The sequence below is a fragment of the Clostridium cuniculi genome (assembly GCF_004353185.1).
Lineage (GTDB): Bacteria > Bacillota > Clostridia > Clostridiales > Clostridiaceae > Clostridium > Clostridium cuniculi.
In genome coordinates this window covers 1-17,931 of record NZ_SMUS01000007.1, presented here as the reverse complement: position 1 = coordinate 17,931, position 17,931 = coordinate 1, and the positions used below count along the sequence as shown (strand labels likewise).

General features: G+C 27.1%; 32 protein-coding genes. 26 read left to right on the top strand and 6 right to left on the bottom strand.

Annotated features, from left to right (window positions below):
- Positions 1-47 precede the first annotated feature (47 nt).
- From EJJ37_RS04615 to holA, 3 genes are all read left to right on the top strand, one after another.
- Positions 48-257, top strand: a complete 210-nt coding sequence (locus EJJ37_RS04615) for a hypothetical protein (RefSeq protein ID WP_133014424.1) — start codon at positions 48-50, stop codon at positions 255-257.
- Between the two features lie 49 nt (positions 258-306).
- Positions 307-495, top strand: a complete 189-nt coding sequence (locus EJJ37_RS04610) for a hypothetical protein (RefSeq protein WP_133014423.1) — start codon at positions 307-309, stop codon at positions 493-495.
- A 244-nt stretch (positions 496-739) separates the two neighbouring features.
- Complete coding sequence (holA, locus tag EJJ37_RS04605) at positions 740-1,771, top strand: DNA polymerase III subunit delta (RefSeq protein ID WP_133014422.1); 1,032 nt, start codon at positions 740-742, stop codon at positions 1,769-1,771.
- 115 nt (positions 1,772-1,886) lie between these two features.
- Here the strand turns inward: holA and rpsT are convergent, their stop codons facing one another.
- Complete coding sequence (gene rpsT / locus EJJ37_RS04600; protein ID WP_133014421.1) at positions 1,887-2,150, bottom strand: 30S ribosomal protein S20; 264 nt, start codon at positions 2,148-2,150, stop codon at positions 1,887-1,889.
- A gap of 175 nt (positions 2,151-2,325) precedes the next feature.
- On the opposite strand from rpsT, the gene gpr reads away from it, so the two are divergent.
- Positions 2,326-3,300 carry a GPR endopeptidase gene (gene gpr, locus EJJ37_RS04595; RefSeq protein ID WP_133014420.1) on the top strand — a complete coding sequence of 325 codons (975 nt, stop codon included), beginning with the start codon at positions 2,326-2,328 and terminating at the stop codon, positions 3,298-3,300.
- 57 nt (positions 3,301-3,357) lie between these two features.
- On the opposite strand, the gene EJJ37_RS04590 is transcribed toward gpr, so the two are convergent.
- The 4 genes from EJJ37_RS04590 to EJJ37_RS04575 all read right to left on the bottom strand — a co-directional run bounded on the left by EJJ37_RS04590 (position 3,358) and on the right by EJJ37_RS04575 (position 5,928).
- Positions 3,358-4,464: a tyrosine-type recombinase/integrase gene (locus EJJ37_RS04590; protein ID WP_166484668.1), complete on the bottom strand. Its 1,107-nt coding sequence runs from the start codon at positions 4,462-4,464 to the stop codon at positions 3,358-3,360.
- Between the two features lie 22 nt (positions 4,465-4,486).
- Entirely contained in the window at positions 4,487-4,732 is a 246-nt protein-coding gene (locus EJJ37_RS04585) for a hypothetical protein (RefSeq protein WP_133014418.1), read from the bottom strand.
- 61 nt (positions 4,733-4,793) lie between these two features.
- Positions 4,794-5,249, bottom strand: coding sequence for an ImmA/IrrE family metallo-endopeptidase (locus EJJ37_RS04580; protein ID WP_133014417.1), 456 nt, complete (start codon positions 5,247-5,249; stop codon positions 4,794-4,796).
- A gap of 16 nt (positions 5,250-5,265) precedes the next feature.
- Positions 5,266-5,928: a helix-turn-helix domain-containing protein gene (locus EJJ37_RS04575; protein WP_243124838.1), complete on the bottom strand. Its 663-nt coding sequence runs from the start codon at positions 5,926-5,928 to the stop codon at positions 5,266-5,268.
- A gap of 229 nt (positions 5,929-6,157) precedes the next feature.
- Here EJJ37_RS04575 and EJJ37_RS04570 point away from each other — a divergent pair, with 229 nt between their 5' ends.
- Complete coding sequence (locus tag EJJ37_RS04570; protein WP_133014416.1) at positions 6,158-6,832, top strand: ORF6N domain-containing protein; 675 nt, start codon at positions 6,158-6,160, stop codon at positions 6,830-6,832.
- Between the two features lie 65 nt (positions 6,833-6,897).
- A complete protein-coding gene (locus EJJ37_RS04565; RefSeq protein WP_133014415.1) occupies positions 6,898-7,134 on the top strand; it encodes a hypothetical protein in 237 nt (78 codons plus the stop codon).
- A gap of 41 nt (positions 7,135-7,175) precedes the next feature.
- On the opposite strand, the gene EJJ37_RS04560 is transcribed toward EJJ37_RS04565, so the two are convergent.
- Positions 7,176-7,472 (bottom strand): hypothetical protein, encoded by a 297-nt coding sequence (locus tag EJJ37_RS04560; RefSeq protein WP_133014414.1) that lies wholly within the window; start codon positions 7,470-7,472, stop codon positions 7,176-7,178.
- Positions 7,473-7,563: 91 nt separating this feature from the next.
- On the opposite strand from EJJ37_RS04560, the gene EJJ37_RS04555 reads away from it, so the two are divergent.
- From EJJ37_RS04555 to EJJ37_RS04475, 20 genes are all read left to right on the top strand, one after another.
- On the top strand, positions 7,564-7,773 hold the full coding sequence (locus tag EJJ37_RS04555) for a helix-turn-helix domain-containing protein (protein WP_133014413.1): 210 nt from the start codon (positions 7,564-7,566) through the stop codon (positions 7,771-7,773).
- A gap of 5 nt (positions 7,774-7,778) precedes the next feature.
- On the top strand, positions 7,779-8,093 hold the full coding sequence (locus tag EJJ37_RS04550) for a histidine kinase (protein ID WP_133014412.1): 315 nt from the start codon (positions 7,779-7,781) through the stop codon (positions 8,091-8,093).
- 56 nt (positions 8,094-8,149) lie between these two features.
- Positions 8,150-8,971 carry an ORF6C domain-containing protein gene (locus tag EJJ37_RS04545; protein WP_133014411.1) on the top strand — a complete coding sequence of 274 codons (822 nt, stop codon included), beginning with the start codon at positions 8,150-8,152 and terminating at the stop codon, positions 8,969-8,971.
- 140 nt (positions 8,972-9,111) lie between these two features.
- On the top strand, positions 9,112-9,666 hold the full coding sequence (locus EJJ37_RS04540; protein ID WP_133014410.1) for a hypothetical protein: 555 nt from the start codon (positions 9,112-9,114) through the stop codon (positions 9,664-9,666).
- A gap of 142 nt (positions 9,667-9,808) precedes the next feature.
- Positions 9,809-9,970, top strand: coding sequence for a hypothetical protein (locus EJJ37_RS20070; RefSeq protein WP_166484662.1), 162 nt, complete (start codon positions 9,809-9,811; stop codon positions 9,968-9,970).
- Positions 9,971-10,300, top strand: coding sequence for a DUF6906 family protein (locus tag EJJ37_RS04535; protein ID WP_133014409.1), 330 nt, complete (start codon positions 9,971-9,973; stop codon positions 10,298-10,300).
- An 83-nt stretch (positions 10,301-10,383) separates the two neighbouring features.
- Positions 10,384-11,262 carry a phage replisome organizer N-terminal domain-containing protein gene (locus tag EJJ37_RS04530; RefSeq protein WP_133014408.1) on the top strand — a complete coding sequence of 293 codons (879 nt, stop codon included), beginning with the start codon at positions 10,384-10,386 and terminating at the stop codon, positions 11,260-11,262.
- The gene (locus EJJ37_RS04525; RefSeq protein WP_243124837.1) at positions 11,195-11,983 is read left to right on the top strand and encodes an ATP-binding protein; all 789 of its coding nucleotides are present in this window, start codon (positions 11,195-11,197) and stop codon (positions 11,981-11,983) included. Before EJJ37_RS04530 ends, EJJ37_RS04525 begins: the two co-directional genes overlap by 68 nt.
- Positions 11,984-12,229: 246 nt before the next feature.
- Positions 12,230-12,373 (top strand): hypothetical protein, encoded by a 144-nt coding sequence (locus tag EJJ37_RS20065; protein WP_166484661.1) that lies wholly within the window; start codon positions 12,230-12,232, stop codon positions 12,371-12,373.
- Positions 12,373-13,092 carry a hypothetical protein gene (locus tag EJJ37_RS04520; RefSeq protein ID WP_133014407.1) on the top strand — a complete coding sequence of 240 codons (720 nt, stop codon included), beginning with the start codon at positions 12,373-12,375 and terminating at the stop codon, positions 13,090-13,092. Before EJJ37_RS20065 ends, EJJ37_RS04520 begins: the two co-directional genes overlap by 1 nt.
- Positions 13,093-13,158: 66 nt before the next feature.
- A complete protein-coding gene (locus EJJ37_RS04515) occupies positions 13,159-13,362 on the top strand; it encodes a hypothetical protein (protein WP_133014406.1) in 204 nt (67 codons plus the stop codon).
- Positions 13,363-13,422: 60 nt separating this feature from the next.
- On the top strand, positions 13,423-13,638 hold the full coding sequence (locus EJJ37_RS04510) for a hypothetical protein (protein WP_133014405.1): 216 nt from the start codon (positions 13,423-13,425) through the stop codon (positions 13,636-13,638).
- 119 nt (positions 13,639-13,757) lie between these two features.
- Complete coding sequence (locus EJJ37_RS20060; RefSeq protein ID WP_166484660.1) at positions 13,758-13,898, top strand: hypothetical protein; 141 nt, start codon at positions 13,758-13,760, stop codon at positions 13,896-13,898.
- A gap of 34 nt (positions 13,899-13,932) precedes the next feature.
- The gene (locus EJJ37_RS04505) at positions 13,933-14,862 is read left to right on the top strand and encodes a DNA cytosine methyltransferase (protein WP_133014404.1); all 930 of its coding nucleotides are present in this window, start codon (positions 13,933-13,935) and stop codon (positions 14,860-14,862) included.
- 35 nt (positions 14,863-14,897) lie between these two features.
- Positions 14,898-15,296, top strand: a complete 399-nt coding sequence (locus tag EJJ37_RS04500) for a YopX family protein (protein WP_133014403.1) — start codon at positions 14,898-14,900, stop codon at positions 15,294-15,296.
- A gap of 202 nt (positions 15,297-15,498) precedes the next feature.
- A complete protein-coding gene (locus tag EJJ37_RS04495) occupies positions 15,499-15,711 on the top strand; it encodes a hypothetical protein (RefSeq protein WP_133014402.1) in 213 nt (70 codons plus the stop codon).
- 105 nt (positions 15,712-15,816) lie between these two features.
- Positions 15,817-16,872: a nucleoid-associated protein gene (locus tag EJJ37_RS04490; protein WP_133014533.1), complete on the top strand. Its 1,056-nt coding sequence runs from the start codon at positions 15,817-15,819 to the stop codon at positions 16,870-16,872.
- A 91-nt stretch (positions 16,873-16,963) separates the two neighbouring features.
- Positions 16,964-17,155, top strand: coding sequence for a hypothetical protein (locus tag EJJ37_RS04485; protein ID WP_133014401.1), 192 nt, complete (start codon positions 16,964-16,966; stop codon positions 17,153-17,155).
- Positions 17,155-17,379, top strand: coding sequence for a hypothetical protein (locus EJJ37_RS04480; protein ID WP_133014400.1), 225 nt, complete (start codon positions 17,155-17,157; stop codon positions 17,377-17,379). The genes EJJ37_RS04485 and EJJ37_RS04480 overlap by 1 nt, the downstream gene beginning before the upstream one ends.
- Positions 17,380-17,383: 4 nt before the next feature.
- Positions 17,384-17,626, top strand: a complete 243-nt coding sequence (locus EJJ37_RS04475) for a DUF370 domain-containing protein (protein WP_133014399.1) — start codon at positions 17,384-17,386, stop codon at positions 17,624-17,626.
- The last annotated feature ends 305 nt before the right edge of the window (positions 17,627-17,931 follow it).

Genomic DNA, 17,931 nt, shown 5'->3' with positions numbered 1-17,931 from the left:
GGTAAAACTATTTATATATTTTAAAATATAGTAATTTTGGGTGGATTATGGAAAAAAATAATATATTTGAGAAATTTATATTAACTGATAAAGATTTTAAAAATTTTACAATGTCAATAATAATTGGAATATTAGTAGGCAGTATTATAGGAATAGTGGTAAAAGATATAATATTCTTTTCTCCTTTAGGTGGACTTATAGGGATAATAGTAATGTATATTTGGTCTATTTATAAAAAGATATTTAAAAATAAATAATATGGTGTATTAGTTGCAGTAAGGGAAGAGACAATAGGGAGGGAGTAATATGTTTAAGATTAAGGATGAGGATTTAGATAAAATTAGGGAAGTATTAAGTAATATATATATAGATAATGGAAATACAGAAGAAGTAATTCTTTTAAGTCAGGCTATAGATAAAATTATATTGTCTAAGCAAAAAACTATGTATTTAGACTATATGAATGATTTATCAAATGATGTGTTTAAAAAATAAATATTTTAATGTATATTAGAGAGGAATGCGTAATTATACGAATTCCTCTTTTGTAATTTATAAGAAGTTAATAGTAACTAAATAAAAATTTATTTAATTAGTTTAGAATAAATTGAAGAAAATATAAAAGTACATTAAAATAAGAAGATAATATAGAATTAAAAAAATATGCTAATTGAATATAAAAATGTAATAGTATTTAAAGATAAATTAATAAAGAATTAGTTAGGAGTGAAAATAAGGGTTGATTAATATAGATATACTAGATGGAGAAATAAAGAAAAATGATATATCAAATGGTTATATATTTTGTGGCTTAGATGAAGAACTTATAAAGATAAGTGTTAATTCTATAATAAATAAAGTTGTTGAAAAAGACTTTTTAGATTTGAATCTTATAAAACTAGATGGATTAACAGCTACATTTGAGGATATAGAAAATGCTTGTGAAACATTGCCTTTTTTTGGTGATAAGAAGGTTGTAGTAGTATATAGGGCTAATTTTTTGAAGGAAAAGCCAGATAAAGATGGAGCTAAAACTTATACTGAAATTTTAAAATATATTAAAGACTTACCATCTCATACGGTTCTTATTATGTATTATTTATTTAATGATAAAAGAGATACGCCTAAGAAAAATAAAAAGCTAACAACACTTGATAAGTATGTGAAAGTAGTTCACTGTGATAAATTAAAGAAGGATAGATATTATAAGAAGGTTGATGATTTATTTAAAGAGAAAGGTAGAACTATAGGAAAGGTACAACTAAGATATTTTGCAGATAAGGTACAAAATAACTTTGATATTATAAAAAGAGAAGTTGATAAGTTAGATTGTTATACTATCGGAAGAGAAATAACTAAGGAAGATATTGATAAATTAATTCAAAATAAAAGTGAGGATGATATATTTGATCTTGTAGAATATATTTCTATTAGAAAGGTTGAAAAGGCATTAGATTTGCTAGATGAATTATTGTTTAAAGCGGATCAGCATATGTTGATAATATCATCTATAGGAAATCATTTTAGACGATTATATGAAATTAAAGTATATTTAGTACAAGGAAAAAGAATAGATTTTTTTATGTCTAAATATAGATTACCTCAATTTGTTTGTGAAAAATTAATGAATCAAGCAGCTAAATTTACTGTGAAACAATTAAGTGAACTTATTCGAGTTTGTGTAGAGACTGAATTAAAGTTAAAATCTTCTGCTTCAGAAAAGCAAATGGAAATGGAGCTTATGTTATTTAAAACATTTATGGTTAAATAGATATGTTTTTAAATAAAGTTTAATTAAATAAAAATAGATAAAAAAATATAACAATATTTCATAATTTAAAAAGTGTAAAATAATAGCCGGTGAAAAATCACCGGCTTCTTATTTATTACGCCATAGCGTTTAATTTTGCAGCTAATCTTGATTTCTTTCTAGCAGCCATGTTTTGGTGAACTACACCTTTTTGAGCAGCCATGTCTAAAGACTTAGTAGCTTTAACGAATAAAGCTTTAGCTTCTTCAGCATTGTTAGCAGCTACAGCAGCTTCAAACTTCTTTATAGCAGTTTTTAAAGCTGATTTAACCATTTTGTTTTGTAAAGTTTTCTTTTCAGTAACTTTAATTCTTTTTTGTGCTGATTTAATATTTGCCATTCAATTCACCCCCTTGATATTTTATAGGGCCTCTGCAGTTTTTTGGGGAAATCTGCGTACGAGTTCATTTTCAACAAATCATATTATAACACCTAAAGTTTTTAAGTTCAAGTATGAAATTAAAACTTATTTGGGAAAATACATTTGAGGAGTAATAAATTTTAGGAGGAATATTATGATAAGTGTTAGAACAGACCTTGCAATTGAAGCAAAACAGGCGTATACAGAGGAAAATAAAAGAGAGCTTGATGGTGTTAAAGTTGATGAAGAAATGGAAGGCGAGGTTAAAATTACTACTGTAACTATTGAAAGTGATGAAGCCGGAAAAGAGTTAGGTAAACCAAAAGGTCATTATATAACTATAGATTTTCCTGAATTTACCCCTTATGATGGTGAATCAATGGATGAATTATCATTAGTTGTAGGAAGAGTTATGAAGAATCTTGTAGATATTTCTGAGGATAAACTTGTATTAGTTGTAGGTCTTGGAAATTGGAATGTTACACCAGATGCACTTGGACCAAAGGTCGCAGAGAAAATTATGATAACAAGACATTTAAAACAAGTAATGCCAGATGCAATAGATGATTCTGTGAGACCAGTATGTGCAATAGCACCAGGAGTGTTAGGTATTACAGGAATAGAGACTGGAGAAGTTATAAAATCATTAGTTGATAAAATTAAACCAGATCTAGTAATATGTGTGGATGCACTAGGTTCTAGAAGGCTAGAAAGAGTAAACAGAACTATTCAAATTGGAGATACAGGAATTTCACCGGGGGCTGGAGTTGGAAATCATAGAATGCAAATAAATGAGAAGAGTTTAGGGGTTAAAGTATTAGCTGTAGGAGTTCCAACTGTTGTTGATGCTGCAACTATAGCAAATGATACTATGGATCTGTTATTAGATGATTTATGTAGTAAAGCACAACAAGGAAAAGATTTTTATAATATGCTAAAAAGCGTAGATAGAAATGAGAAGAATATGCTTATTAGAGAAATATTGAATCCATCATTTGGGGATTTAATGGTTACTCCAAAAGATGTTGATACAGTTATTGAATCCTTATCAAAAATAATAGCAAATGGAATTAATATTGCAGTTCAACCCAATATGGACATGGAAGAGATAAATAAATTTATGAATTAAAAGTACTAATTTAAAGGGGATATTAGGATAGCGTCAAAAATACGTCAAAAATTTTCGTTAAAAAATATTGTTGATTAGATTTTTGGCTCTATCCAACATTTCTTGAGTAACATGGCTATAAGTTTTCATTGTTTGTTCAACTTCATGACCTAATAATTTAGCAGCTGTTTTGAAATCAACACCATTAGCTATTAATTTTGTAGCATAAGTGTGTCTAAAGTCATGTATTGTTATATTATATCCAAGTATTTTTAATTTTTTATTTACAAAAGTAGTTACACTATCACTACTTTTATTTTTTATTAATCTATTTTGAAAGTTTATAGAATGTGAATTTCTATATTTTTTTAAATAATCAGCAGTATATTTAGGCATTGGAACGATTCTATATGAGTTTTGAGTTTTTAATTCACCGAATCCAAATTTTTTATAAGGTTGCGTTTCTATTACTTTCCATTGTTTATTAACATCTATAGTATTGTTATTAAAATCTATATCATTCCAAGTTAAACCTAATATTTCTCCTATTCTCAAACCGCAAGTGCCTGCAATTATTAAGATTACAGTATAATCATCATAAGGGGAGCTTTCAAAAGTTTTAATCACATCATTAAATTCTTTTGTAGTTAAAGCTCTGATATTTTCAGTTTTTTTAGGCTTTTTTAATTCTATATTAACAATAGGAGATTTATGTAAGATATGAAATTGTTTTATTGCAGAATTAAAAGCAGTAGATAATCTTGCTAAATAACTTCTTATAGTATTATATTTTAATCCTTTTGCAGTTAATTCATTAATACATAATTGGATATCCGCATTAGTTATATTTCTTAATAACTTAGAGTCTAAGGCGCTAAACTTCTGTAAGGCGACTTCTGATACCTTTACAGTTTGAATAGCCTTATAAAGGCGTATATGCTCAATATAAAGGGTGCAGTATTCTTTATAAGTAATTTCAGAATAATCTAGTGAGATATTATTAGTAGAAATATATTTTAAAGTTTCTACTATTTTATCAGCTTCAATTCTTGCTTGTTTTTTTCCATCTCTAGTGTCTGGAAAACCTTGCTTACTTTTTTGTTTCCATTTGCCTTTAGAATCTTTATAAGATACTATAACTTGGAGTCCTCCATTTTTCTTTCTATATGTTACATTGTAATCCATGTAGATCAATCCTTTCATAATTTTATTTATAAATACTATTTTTATATTTTAAAGGTGTATATTTCTCTTTAGAAAATTTTTTAGCTTCCCAAAAACAGTCCATTATAGTTTTATGTATCAATTCAATATCATAATTAGATAACTCATTCATTTTATTTAGCTTAATTAATTCGTCATTCCAAAATTTCTTGAACTGTCTTTTATCTCTTGAAGTAACTTTAAACTTATTTGTATATTCTTTTGGTATTTGGTATTCATTAAAATTCATATTTGAACCTCCTTAAATGAACTTATGTTCTAAATAAAGTTAAATAAAAAAAAGAATATATTTAATAAAATTTGTTTTTATATATTCTTTTTATTTTAAATTCAATAATTTCTTTATCTATACCTAATAGAGTAGATATGTTATCTACTGTATAAAAATGTTCTTCTAAATATTTTTTTATATGGTCATCATCAATAATTAAATCAACAGAGAATTGATTTGCTTCCATTTCAAGTTTATTAATTGAGTATAATGTATTAGCTCTTAAAGCTGGAGTATTGGAATTAGGGTGCATAATAGCATGTCCTAATTCATGACCACAAGTAAAATATAATTCTTCTTCTCTTAGATTATTATTAAGATGAATCATTTTTTGCCTTGCATATTTATTGTAATATCCTTTGATTTCGCCAAGTTCCTCATAAATAATTATTATGTTAAGACACTTGGCTAATTCAAAAGGGTTATTAGTCCTATATTTTCTTTTTAAATTCTCAACAATCTTTTGTGTATACATAAAATCACCCTTGTATTTATTTATATTTTTTAGGAGTATATTTTTGTTTAGCAATTTGTTTAGCTAATCTCATAGAGTTTTCTAAACTTATTTTTAATAACTCTCTAGTTTCATCATCTATAGGCTCACCACTAAACATAAGACCATCTTGTGTATTGGATAAATCCTCCAATGTTTGTTGTAGTGCTTTTTCTATATCTTTTTCAGCTCTTTTTGATAATTTAACATTTTTAACATCATCTATATTTATTTCTTTATTATCGATATCATCAGATAAAAGATAATCAACAGTAACTCCGAAGAAGTCAGCTAACTTTATTAATGTTTTTCTACCAGCAGGAGTTCTATTTTTTTCTATCATACCTAATGTAGATTGAGCTATACCAATCTCTTTTGCAAGTTGAACTTGAGTTAAATTTCTATCTTTTCTTAAATCTTTTATTTTATCACCTAATTTATTAGACGTTGAATCTATGTCAACTTTAATATCATTAGATAAAAGATAATCAACAGTAACTTCAAAAAAATTAGCTATTGTAATTAAATTCTCTCTTCCTAATCCTTGTTTATTTTTTTCAACCATTCCTATAGCTGAGCGACTAATATTGGTTGCATCAGCAAGTTGTTGTTGTGTGAGTCCTTTCTTTATTCTAAGTTCTTTTATTTTATCACCTAACATAACGATTCACCTCTTGAGATAATTTTATCACAAATAACGATAAAAGCAATAAAAATTTTACGATATTTTAAGAAATTAAGAGAAAATAAAAGATAATTAACTTCATTTATCTATTTTAACGATAAATAGCAGTTTTAAAATATCTATTTTTACGATAATATTAAGACAAGATAAGACAAACCAATCATCTAACATAATAGATTTGTCTTAAAAAATAAGGAGGTTAAAAATGAATAATCAAATTGTAAAAATCAACAATTCTGATTTATCAGTAAAAGAATTTAATGGACAAAGAGTTGTAACATTCAAAGATATTGATATGTTACATGAAAGAGTTGAAGGAACTGCAAAAAGTAATTTTTATGAGAATAAGAAACATTTTATAGAAAATGAAGATTATTTCATAATTAAAAAATCTCTAAAGTACGAAATTCCTACTTTAGAAATTCCAAACCGAGGAATAACAGTTTTAACTGAAAGTGGTTACTTAATGTTAGTAAAGTCACTTCAAGATGATTTGGCTTGGAAAGTTCAAAGAGAATTAGTTAATAACTATTTCAGAATAAAGGAAGTAGTTAATTATCAAAGCCAACAAAACCTAATAAGTGGACTTAATGAAACAATACAACAAATGCAAGGAACAATAGAAGAATACAAAAGTATATGTAAGATAACTTGTTCTAAGAAACGTGATTATTCAGAGTATATTAAGAAAGCTTTAGGAATTAATAAGGTAAATCACGAATACGAAAGAGTTAAAGCAAGAGTATTTTTAGTTCTTGGAGTGAAGAAGTGGGAAGATATAGACTTTGAAACTTCTAAGGGTATAGTGTCGCTTATTGATGAAAGCGTGAATAAAGCGAAACAAGACAGACCGTATAAGCAAATGAGTTATTTTGATTAAAGATAAGCTAAGACAAACCAATCACCTAACGTAACAAATTTGTCTTACAAAATAAGGAGGTAAAAATGAATAAACAAATTAAAATTCAAGCTAAGGATGAAAACAATATTTTAATAATACCATCAAGAATAGGAACAGAATTAGAAAACTCTAATCTAATAAGTTACAAAGATTTTGTAACTTATGCATTTAATAGAGAGTTAGTTACAAGTCTAGAAATAGATAAACCAAAGGATGTAATTGTAAATGTTAATGGGAGAGATATTAAAGCTAAAGCTTATACAGTTATAGTAGTAGATTAATTAAAAAGCTAGAGTTAAGGATTTACTCTAGCAAATAAATATTAATTATTTAAAAATTTAGCTTCTTGAATAATTAGAAGGAGACTAATTGATTCAAAGTTAGCTAATCGTTTTTCTAACTTATTAAACTTATATTCATTAATAAGTATATCATGTAGAGTTAATCCACTATCGCTAAGTGTAAGTTTATTATTGATAACGATAACTAAGTTCGCATGAAGTAGTTTATTAATATTAAATTCTATATCTTTGTTACTATACTCTAAAGATACTGAATTATAATTTTGATTTTTTATAGAGATTAGAATATCTCTAATACATTTTAAATTTATTTTCAACTATAATACCTCACTTTCAATTAAAATTACAAGAAAATTATACCATAAAAAGACTTAATTTGACAAATTTATCATAAGAAAGGGGATAAATATGAAAATAACACCAATAAAAAAAAGAAGAATATTTTTAGGAATGACAGATACAGATGATGTAGTTGAACAATTAGAAATAAGTAAAAGCACATTCTATAAACTAGAGCAAGGACATGCAAAACCTTCAGCTTTATTAATCGCAAGAATGGCTAGAGTATATCAATGTACGACAGACGAAATATATGAAGATTTTGATATTAGAGGTTAATTTGTATGGAAGATATTCAATTAATAAGTCTTAAAAAGTTAGCTTATAGATGGGATAAGGATGAAGGGACTATAAGAAGATATGTAAAAGATGGGGTTATATCGCCTTGTGTAGGAGTTCCAGGCATAATGTTTCATCCAAAAGTTGTTGAGAAACTAGAAGGAATAAATATAGACCCTATGTCACCTATTGAGCGAAGAAATTTGATAAATCAGATTGAGTTACTTAAGAAAGAAAATGAAAGTTTAAGAAAAGTTTTAGGTAATATACTTTCAGAAAGTTCGAAGGTTATAAATTTATTAAGTGACTTTGAAGAATAGTATGAAGTGCCTAAAGAAGTTAAGCAAACATAATAAATAATATGGAGGAAGTAAAAATGGAAAATATAAAACATGGTTCAAGAAAACCAAATATAAAAGTTAATGGATTAGTAAATATATATGGAATGAACTTTCATGATATAGAAGGTGGATTTGGTAAAGATAAAAAATCTATGTTAGTTAGAGATATAGCTGAAATCCATGGAAGAGAGGAAAAGTATATAAATAGAAACATAAACAATAATAGAAAATGGTTTAAGGATGGATTAGATATTATTGATTTAAAAGTGGGTGAATATAAATCACTGAGTTTAGAAGTTGGTTATAGTAATCAATCATATGCAAATGCAAATAATATTTACCTACTATCAGAAAGAGGATATTCAAAACTTCTTAAAATCCTAGAAGATGATTTTGCATGGGAGCAATACGATAAGTTAGTTGATGGATATTTCCAAATGAGAGAGCAATTTAAACAACTATCTACGGAAGAAACTTTGGAATTGAATTTTAGATATACCAAAGAAGTAAAGCAAGAAGTTAAAGAGCTTAAAGAGGATTTTAATTCATTCAAAGAAGATTTACCGCTTATAGGTGATGAACCAGATGAATTAGTAGATATAGTCAGAAGTAAAGGAACACAAGTTTTAGGTGGTAAAGATAGTTTAGCATATAAAGATAAATCTTTATCTAGGAAAATTTACAGTAATATTTGGAAGCATGTAAAAGAACAATTTAATGTAAAGAAATATAAAGCAATAAAGAGAAAGTATCTAGAAAAGGCTAAAGAAATTGTACAAGCATATGAGCCACCATTTTATTTAAAAGAAGAAATTATAAGAATAAATAATCAAATTAATTTTGAAGAAGTAGTTTAAATGATAAGCAATATAGTATGTACAGTAATTCCATATAAAACGTTTAAACAAAAGATAAGATTAACAAAGAAATATAAAGATAAACATATAGAGGTTTATAAAAATTATATATTAGTTATTTTTAGGAGGAATTAAAAATTATGAAAGAAGTACATTTTAGCATTGATGGAGAATGGTTTACAAATAGATTTAGAGAGATGTATTACTATGAAAATTTAACAACAGAGGAGCTTAAAACAAAGTTTATAAAATGTTTAGGACCAAATACACTTTCAGATGAAGAAAAAGACGAGTTGTTTGAATCAATTATATATGGAGAAAAGAAGTTTATAGGCTGCAATGAGTTTGAATTAATTGAAGATAAAGAATTCAATATACAAAGTTATAGTAAGTTTACAGAACCTAAATTTATTGATGATGGCAGAGGAATAAGAGGAATATTAACTAAAGCAGGTATGTTTGTTCAATGTGGATATAGAGAACATCAGAGCATAATTGATGAAATTGGAGAAGATAGATGTAAAGGTAGTTTAGTATTCTTTTTAGGATTAGCGTCAAGTGGAATTTATAAAGATAATACTAAAGAGAAGCTTACCAAGAAACAATTAGAGTGGTGTGAAGCACATAAAATATATTTCAATGAAGAGCAAAAAAGTGATTGGATTACTATTTCAGAAATTGAAAAGGAACTTTAAAAATGGAAGGCTTAAATATATGGGGCATATGCACCTTTGTAATGCCCCTAGTGTTAGTAATTATTATTTGGTTAATCTTGATAATTGTATCTATTTTAGATGGAGTAGACAAGCTAATTAAAAGAATAAAAAGGAGTTAGTAATGACAAAAAATATTAAAAGCAGAAGAGATTTGTTAAAAGAAAGAATAGTTAAATTAGAAAGCTATATATTTGCTGAGGAATGTACAGAAGTACTTAAAAATATTTATACAGATCATATTAATTATTTAAGGCAAGAATTAAAAGAATGTGAGGTGGAATAAATGTTATTTAATAAATTACTAGAATTACATGGAGAATTAACTCACAAAGAATATGAGTTATTACTTAAAGTCGCTAAAGATGATATTGAATTTGGTAAATCGTTAGGAATTGAATATACAGATAATAAGATATTGAATGTGATAAATAATACTGTAAATGTAATTAAGAGGTTAGATATAAACCAATTAAAAAATTTAAATGAAGAGCAAAAGAAATTTTTAATGAATGAAGGTTTAGATCCTAGAGAGTTTTTACTTGAAAGAGTAACAGCAGAAAGCTATGTATTTTATAACATTCATACAAAAGTTTTATGGAATTTTAGGAAATAAAAAATGGACATACCTCACCGACCAAAGTAAAGGTAAGTCCAAATAAAACAAATCATTTTTATTATAACAGAAAGGATAGAAAAATGGGAGCTGTAAAGTGGATAAAAATTGTTACAGATATATTTGATGATGAAAAAATACTTTTAATAGAGAGTTTACCAGGAGCTGACTCTATTATAGTAATTTGGTTTAAGCTATTATGTTTAGCTGGTAAAAACAATAATAGCGGAGTGTTTTTATTAAATGAAAGAATACCTTATACAGATGAAATGTTGGCAACTATATTTAGAAGGGATATTAATACAGTAAGATTTGCACTAAAAACATTTGCTGACTTTGAAATGATAGAGGTTATAGACAAGGTTATAACTATTCCTAATTGGAGCAAACATCAAACTTTAGATGCATATGAAAAGAGGAAGGAAAGAGATAGATTATATCAAAGGGAAAAAAGAGCAAAACAAAAATTACTTGCATCAATATCTGCCGATACGTCGACCGACATATCTGCCGATACTTCGTCAGACGTCGTTCCTCTAGAAAAAGAAGAAGAAAGAGAAAAAGAAGAAGAAAGAGATATAGATATTAAGAATATATCTAAAGATATATTAAGTAGTAATAAATTACTACCAGTAATTGAAGCTTGGAATAAATTAAATTTATCAAAGGTAGTAAGCATAAGAGCGAATAGCACTAGAGCTAAGTTATTGAATTCTAGGATTAAAGATGTTGGTATAGAAAAAGTAATTGAAGCGATAGAAAGTATAAATAATTCAGACTTTTTAAAGGGGCAAAATGATAGGGGTTGGTGTATTACATTCGATTGGTTTATTAAGCCGAATAACTTTATAAAAGTATTAGAGGGGAATTATAGAAATAAAGGAGCGGACAAGAGTGGAAGCATTAGAACGAATATTGAAGCAAGTGAGAAAGAAACAAGATATAGCTTCGACTGTTACTAATAGTTATAAATGTGCTAAGTGTAAAGATACAACTTGGTTATTAAATGATGAGGGGAAAGTAATTGCTAGATGTGAATGTTATCAATTGGATTATACACGAAGAATATGGGAAGCGTTTGGAGTTAATCCCGAGAATGTAAAATTGCTAAGAAATTATAATGCTTACAATGATACTACAATTAGAGCAAAAAAACTAGCGGTTGAATATATAGAAAATTTCGATGAAATTATAAAATCGGATAAAAATTGGTTTGGATTAATGGGGCAACCGGGAGCAGGGAAAACTCATATAGTAATTGCTATTGGAAAGGCTTTGGTAGATAAAAAAATACCGGTTGTATATATATCGTATATAGAAGCTATAAGAGAATTAAAATCATGTGCAACAGATACAGAGTATTATACCAAAATATCAGATAGGTATAAAAAAGCTAAAGTTCTAATAATAGATGATTTATTTAAAGATAAGGTTAGGAATGGAGCATTAGTTGGTGGATTGACAGAAGTAGACACAAAACATATATATCCAATATTAAATTATAGATATTTCAATAATTTACCTACTTTATTTTCTACAGAATGTACTCCTAATATGCTAAGAAATCTAGACGAAGCTATGGGAGAAAGAATACTTGAAAGGTTTGATGGAAAGTTTGGAGTTACATTTAAGCAAGATTCTAATTATAGAATGAAAGCTTTTGAAAATAAAAATAAGCAATAGTTATCAATGCTTTAGGGCATTTATATAAATAAAAAATATTAAAGAAAGGAGCTTTGGACAGGCTATTAAGAGTAGTGGGGATTACAAATTTAGAATGTTTTAAGATTCTTTCGGAAATATTTATTAGAGGTAGATTATGGAGAAAGAGATTTTAGAAAAAGTTTTAATAAAAGCAGTTGAATATTACTTTAAAGGATTAAGTGCTAAGGAAGCAGTAAATAAAGCGTTAAAGGAAGGTAAATTTATATGGAATTAACTTGTATATATATAGATAGATGGAACGGAGAAGCAAAGGAGAAGAAGTTTGATAGTTATGGGATATTAGGTAAATGGGTAGCAGATAATGCTACAAAAATAATAATTATAGATGTTATTCAGGAGCAAGATTAATGATATCAATAATAGAAGGTCAAGTATCAATATTTGACCTTCCAGTAATAACACCTAAGGAAGAAGTCAAGAAAGTTATTGAAATTGATAAAAATACAGATGATGAAATTATTAATAAATATAAAAGCATAGCTTTAAGAATAATAAAATGTTTTGGTGGCAGATATTCCATAGAAACTGAAAAAGAAAGAATTATGCTTTATAGAAATGGCAAAGAGGATTATAGAACTAATGAATTAAGAGCATTACTACCAATGGATAACATACTTTTTGCTAAAGAAGATTTTAAGGTTAATGATAAGCAAGAGCAATTACTGGAGGAATTTAAGAAAACTCGAAATATTGATAAGGTTATAAAAAGATTTGGTGATTCTAGTTATATAGTCATAACAAAGGACAGTAGCTGTGGAATAAATGTTCATTTGATAAATAACAAAGGATGGATAGTTGATTATATGGCCAATCCTATATACAAGGACGAAGAGGTTATTTTCAAGAACGATAATGAAGAATTGCAGCACGATAAAGAAAAAAATCAGAACGATATTAAGACTATAGAAGTTGGAAGTATAGTTAAAGTTAAATATCAAAATAAAGAGTATATAGGAAAAGTAGTTAGGGTATATGGTCCAGGTAATAAAACAGTAAATGTAATTTTCAATGGAATGCATTCAGCTTTTTATATGGATCATGTAAAGAGTGTTAGTGAAGAAAACTGATAATTTGTAGGAAGAGTAATGAAGTATAGATTATATATTGATGAGGTTATAAAGTTTTAACATGAAATGCTTATAGAAGTTGATGAAGATAAGATAAGTGATGAAGAATTTCAAAGCATCTTAGATAAAGCAGAGAAGGAAGGAAAGCAAATGGGATGGGATTACATTGGAAACTCGTTAGAACATAAAAATATAAAGGTTTTAGAAATAGTAGAAGATGATAATGGCGATATAGATGAAGTTGAAATAACGGATTGTTTTGAAGATTAATAGATTACAATTTGAAATAAGACTTTTAAATTACTGTAAATATGAAAGAGAGAAATAAAGGTGATAGAGATAAAAATAAGATTTAAAAATGGAGATATGGGATATTTTAAGCCGGATGAAGGAGAAGAATCAAATATGAAAGCTTATTTAAGCGGTCTTCAGAAGGTTATGAGAAATGAGGGCGTGGGATATATTACACTTACTGATTTAGTTGATAATAAAGAAACAATTATAGCTTTACAAGAAATTGTAAGTTTTGGATATAGCAACATTTAAAAATAATTATTAAAGTTAGTTATTTAGAATAAGTGTTATTTGTAGACGAGTAATGATTATGAAAAAGTTAGTTATTAAATTTACAGATAGAAGCCAAGTTAAAAAGGAGTTGATATTGAATGTATGTAATAACATGTCCGAATTGTGGAGCGATTGATATTTTGAAAGGCGAAAATAATAGTTTTAGATGCATTGTTTGCGATGAAGAGTTTACTAAGGATGAAGCTCATTTAGAAGAGATAAAAGAGTTAAGCGAATAATTTGATTATATTATGAAACAAATGAGGTGATAAAGTGATACAGATATTAGAGCTATTTGGAGGTATAGGGTCACCTAGAAAAGCATTAATTAACTTAGATGTACCTGTAAAAGCAATTGACTATGTAGAGATAGATGAAAAGGCAGTAAGAAGTTATAATTCAATATTTAGTAAAGATTTAGAATACAAAACTCAAAGTGTAGTTGGATATAATCTTAAGCCGGATATATTAATTCATGGAAGCCCTTGTCAAGATTTTAGCATTGCAGGTAGACAAGCTGGAGCGGATGAAGGTTCAGAAACTAGAAGTAGCTTGATGTGGGAAACAATTAATATTATTAAGCAAATGGGAGAATGGAAACCAAGAGTTGTAATATGGGAGAATGTTAAAAATGTTTTAAGTAAGCACATGATCCATAATTTTAATAGATATTTAAGTGAAATGGAGAAACTAGGATATACAAATTCTTATCAAACCCTTAATAGTCTTGATTTTGGATTACCACAACATAGAGAAAGGGTATTTACTATATCTATGTTAGATGGAACTAAATTTGATTTTGATAAGCTAGAAAGAAAGCCATTAAGAAATATAAAAGAATATTTAGAAGATACTACAGAAGATAAATATATAGTAAGTCAGCCTAGTATGATAAAAAAGATTAATTCAACAGATGGTAGCTTTGGAGGAAGAGTACAAGTTATAAAAGACTATTGTATGACTATAACTACTAAACAAATGAGATGTCCTAATAGTGGGGTTATTGATTTGGGAGATGGTAGGTATAGATATCTTACCGAAAGAGAGTGTTGGATATTGCAAGGATATGATGATGAAGATTTTGAAGCTGCATTAAAAGCACATCCAGGAAGAGAAGGTAAATTAAATGGAGCTTTATATAAACAAGCGGGTAATTCAATACCAGTAACAATATTTGAAAGCATATTTAAGGTGTTGATTTAGAGAACAATTCAAAAATATTGTGTGGGGGATAGAGAATGAGCAGAGAAATTAAATTTAGAATTAGAGATCTTAAGGAAAATAAATTCATTGATTTAAAAGAATTCATAATAACATTTGATAGTTGCGGATTAGAAATCTATAAAAATAATGGAATGATATTAGAAGAATATGAAATCAATCAATATACAGGCTTAAAAGATGCAAATAATGTAGATGTTTATGAAGGTGATTTAATACCCTACCAGTTTAACGAAGATGTAAAAGGAGTAGTTAGGTATGGAGAGTATAAAAATCCTTTTGATGATGAACATGCTAGTCATACAGGGTTTTATGTTGATTTTAGAGAACAAAAACATAAAAATCTACTAAGAAAAGATTTAGGGTTTTGGTTAAAAATTAGTTGTGTTTGTGGGAATATTTATGAAATCAATTAGAGAACAATTTAAAAAAAATATGTATTTAATTAGGAGGAATTTACCTATGAATAGAGATAATAAATATGTTTGTGGATATACAGAATGGAAAAGTAATAGGAGACCATTTCAAGATAATAGTGTATATCAATATTTAAAGAGTTTGCGAGAAGATTCTTTATAAGAACAATTCAAAAATATTGTTAGGAAAGGAACAGTTAAAGTGAAACAAATAGATAGAGTATTTTTAGATGATGAAGGAAATAAAACTTGTAAAGATGGAGAGTTAGTTCACTGGTTTACGTGTATGAATTGTGATGAATACGTAATTGCAAAAGAGGTGTACAAAAATCAAAATGTAGTATGTCCTTTTTGTAAAAATAAATTTAAAGTTAGGATTTATAAGAATGGAAGAATTGATATAGCAATAAGATAATTAGCAATTCAAAAATATTATGAGTAAAGGAGAAAAGAGAATATGATATATGAATCAAATAAGACTAAAAAGAAAAATGGATTTGAGTATAAGGAGCAAAGAATGATGATAGATACAGGAGATAGAGTTAATGATATTAATATACAAGATGCAGTAATTCATGTATTAGATGTAAATGTAGATGAGCCAATTTTAAATGAGTATGCGTTAGAGTTAACAGAAGATACGTACAAGTTTTTATATAAGCATATAGATAAAATATTTAAAAGTGATGATCTAGTTCCAGCGAAATTTTGTGATGAAAGAAGTCCTATTAAAGACATAGTTGAAGATTATTTTAAAGATGGAATAAATGGAAACTTAATAGAAATATCAAAAGATTTAGCTAATACTTTGTTTTATATTATGAAAGGTGATTCAAATATTTTAAGTTGTGATCTTATAGTTACAACAATACTAACTGACCAAGGACCAATGCTAGGAATACTTAATTTAGGTTATGTTAATAGTTTTACACATCAAGTAGAGTCTATAGACGATAAATTTGAGGTTGAACTTATAAAACATAGCTCAACTTTACCAGGCGGAGGGCAAAAGATTAAAAAAGCAGCATTTATAAAACCTATAAAAGAAGGTCAAAAATTTGATTTATGGGTAATGGATAATGATAAATCAAGAAAAATAGATGATGGATATAGTGAAAATTATTTTTCAAATATTTTCTTAGGTTGCAGTCAAGTTAGTGATAGTAGAACAGAAACTAAAGCATTCATTAATGCAGTTGAAAGATGGATAAGATTTAATATAACTGAAAATGCAGAAGAAGCAGAAAAGATAAGAACATGGGTTAAGGATAAATTGCAAAAAGAGGATAATATAAATATTAATGAATTAGCAGATAAATTATTTAGAGATGAGCCAAATAAGAAGAAGGACTTTGAAACATTCATTGAAGGCAATGGAATAGCTGAAGAAATTAAAGTAGATAAACAGTTTGTTGAGAAGAAGCTTAAGAGAGTAAGAATTAAAATTGATAATGATATAGATTTATATATCGATAGAGAAGCATATAAAGATCCTAGTAAGTTTGAAATTAAAAGAAACGGTGATGGAAGTATTAACATGATAATTAAGCATGTAATTAATTATATAGAAAAATAATAAAACAATAGGGAATGAGCATTTATTGCAGCATAGTTTTAAGTGTTCATTCTCATATAAAAATCAGTATCAATAAATAAGGAGCGATTTTATGGAATTTAATGTTATGACCGAGTGTATAGCTTGTAATGAAAGAAAATTGTGTGATGAGATTCCGATAGAATATAAAGGCAAACAAATGGTTATTAATTTCTGTAAAGAATGTCACAAAGAAATTGAAGAGATACAAGAGTGGGCAGAAATATATAGTTTAAGAAATATTAAATTTGGGAGTGAAGAGTAATGGAAGAAGCGTTAAATAATTTAGCAGAAGCGATGAAAGAATTTGTATATAAGCTTATGGAAAAGACAAAAGGAATATTTGAAAAAGTTGTAAGGTGGGCGGAAGAGTATGTTAATTCTATAAATTATGACAAATATATTAAATATAAAAAATATAAAAAAGAGTTAAGAATAGAAAAATATTATATGCTAAAAGAAAAGCTAAGTATGGAAAATAAGGAGTAAAAAGATGAAGTTAATAGAGATTGGATATGGGAATAGTTTAAATGCGGAAGAAGTTTTAGCAGTAATGGAGCCTAATAGTGCTCCGATGAAACGTAAAATTAAGGTGGCGAGAGAATATGATAAATTTATAGATGCAACAGAAGGAAGAAAAACATTATCGATAATAATAACTAAAAAAGGTAATGTAGTTGCATCTGCATTTGGTACAAAAGTAATAAAAAAGAGATTAAGTATGGAAAATGAATAAATAATAAGAAAACATAAATAGAATATTTAGAAATTCAATAAAAATAGCACTAAAACATTAGAAAACATAAAAAAATGTGAGGTGCTATTTTTTTATGTTTATATTAAAATCAGTATAACGAAAATAAATCAGAAATAACATAAAGTTTGCAAGTATATTTCGCATTAAAAATTCAAAGTGTCCACTTTGAATGGGTTGGGGTAAACTATATAATTTTTTAAGGGGGAATAGAAATGAACAAAGAGTTAGTAGGGCAATTATATTGCAATGGATTAAATGCAAGAGAGATTGCAGAACAGTTAAAT

What these genes read in the sequence shown, in the direction of transcription:
- EJJ37_RS04615 (WP_133014424.1), top strand. Translation starts at nt 48, where the DNA reads ATGGAAAAAAATAATATATTTGAGAAATTTATATTAACTGATAAAGAT.
- EJJ37_RS04610 (WP_133014423.1), top strand. Translation starts at nt 307, where the DNA reads ATGTTTAAGATTAAGGATGAGGATTTAGATAAAATTAGGGAAGTATTA.
- rpsT (WP_133014421.1), bottom strand. Translation starts at nt 2,150, where the DNA reads ATGGCAAATATTAAATCAGCACAAAAAAGAATTAAAGTTACTGAAAAG.
- gpr (WP_133014420.1), top strand. Translation starts at nt 2,326, where the DNA reads ATGATAAGTGTTAGAACAGACCTTGCAATTGAAGCAAAACAGGCGTAT.
- EJJ37_RS04590 (WP_166484668.1), bottom strand. Translation starts at nt 4,464, where the DNA reads ATGGATTACAATGTAACATATAGAAAGAAAAATGGAGGACTCCAAGTT.
- EJJ37_RS04585 (WP_133014418.1), bottom strand. Translation starts at nt 4,732, where the DNA reads ATGAATTTTAATGAATACCAAATACCAAAAGAATATACAAATAAGTTT.
- EJJ37_RS04580 (WP_133014417.1), bottom strand. Translation starts at nt 5,249, where the DNA reads ATGTATACACAAAAGATTGTTGAGAATTTAAAAAGAAAATATAGGACT.
- EJJ37_RS04575 (WP_243124838.1), bottom strand. Translation starts at nt 5,928, where the DNA reads ATGTTAGGTGATAAAATAAAAGAACTTAGAATAAAGAAAGGACTCACA.
- EJJ37_RS04570 (WP_133014416.1), top strand. Translation starts at nt 6,158, where the DNA reads ATGAATAATCAAATTGTAAAAATCAACAATTCTGATTTATCAGTAAAA.
- EJJ37_RS04565 (WP_133014415.1), top strand. Translation starts at nt 6,898, where the DNA reads ATGAATAAACAAATTAAAATTCAAGCTAAGGATGAAAACAATATTTTA.
- EJJ37_RS04555 (WP_133014413.1), top strand. Translation starts at nt 7,564, where the DNA reads ATGAAAATAACACCAATAAAAAAAAGAAGAATATTTTTAGGAATGACA.
- EJJ37_RS04550 (WP_133014412.1), top strand. Translation starts at nt 7,779, where the DNA reads ATGGAAGATATTCAATTAATAAGTCTTAAAAAGTTAGCTTATAGATGG.
- EJJ37_RS04545 (WP_133014411.1), top strand. Translation starts at nt 8,150, where the DNA reads ATGGAAAATATAAAACATGGTTCAAGAAAACCAAATATAAAAGTTAAT.
- EJJ37_RS04540 (WP_133014410.1), top strand. Translation starts at nt 9,112, where the DNA reads ATGAAAGAAGTACATTTTAGCATTGATGGAGAATGGTTTACAAATAGA.
- EJJ37_RS20070 (WP_166484662.1), top strand. Translation starts at nt 9,809, where the DNA reads ATGACAAAAAATATTAAAAGCAGAAGAGATTTGTTAAAAGAAAGAATA.
- EJJ37_RS04535 (WP_133014409.1), top strand. Translation starts at nt 9,971, where the DNA reads ATGTTATTTAATAAATTACTAGAATTACATGGAGAATTAACTCACAAA.
- EJJ37_RS04530 (WP_133014408.1), top strand. Translation starts at nt 10,384, where the DNA reads ATGGGAGCTGTAAAGTGGATAAAAATTGTTACAGATATATTTGATGAT.
- EJJ37_RS20065 (WP_166484661.1), top strand. Translation starts at nt 12,230, where the DNA reads ATGGAATTAACTTGTATATATATAGATAGATGGAACGGAGAAGCAAAG.
- EJJ37_RS04520 (WP_133014407.1), top strand. Translation starts at nt 12,373, where the DNA reads ATGATATCAATAATAGAAGGTCAAGTATCAATATTTGACCTTCCAGTA.
- EJJ37_RS04515 (WP_133014406.1), top strand. Translation starts at nt 13,159, where the DNA reads ATGCTTATAGAAGTTGATGAAGATAAGATAAGTGATGAAGAATTTCAA.
- EJJ37_RS20060 (WP_166484660.1), top strand. Translation starts at nt 13,758, where the DNA reads ATGTATGTAATAACATGTCCGAATTGTGGAGCGATTGATATTTTGAAA.
- EJJ37_RS04500 (WP_133014403.1), top strand. Translation starts at nt 14,898, where the DNA reads ATGAGCAGAGAAATTAAATTTAGAATTAGAGATCTTAAGGAAAATAAA.
- EJJ37_RS04490 (WP_133014533.1), top strand. Translation starts at nt 15,817, where the DNA reads ATGATAGATACAGGAGATAGAGTTAATGATATTAATATACAAGATGCA.
- EJJ37_RS04485 (WP_133014401.1), top strand. Translation starts at nt 16,964, where the DNA reads ATGGAATTTAATGTTATGACCGAGTGTATAGCTTGTAATGAAAGAAAA.
- EJJ37_RS04480 (WP_133014400.1), top strand. Translation starts at nt 17,155, where the DNA reads ATGGAAGAAGCGTTAAATAATTTAGCAGAAGCGATGAAAGAATTTGTA.
- EJJ37_RS04475 (WP_133014399.1), top strand. Translation starts at nt 17,384, where the DNA reads ATGAAGTTAATAGAGATTGGATATGGGAATAGTTTAAATGCGGAAGAA.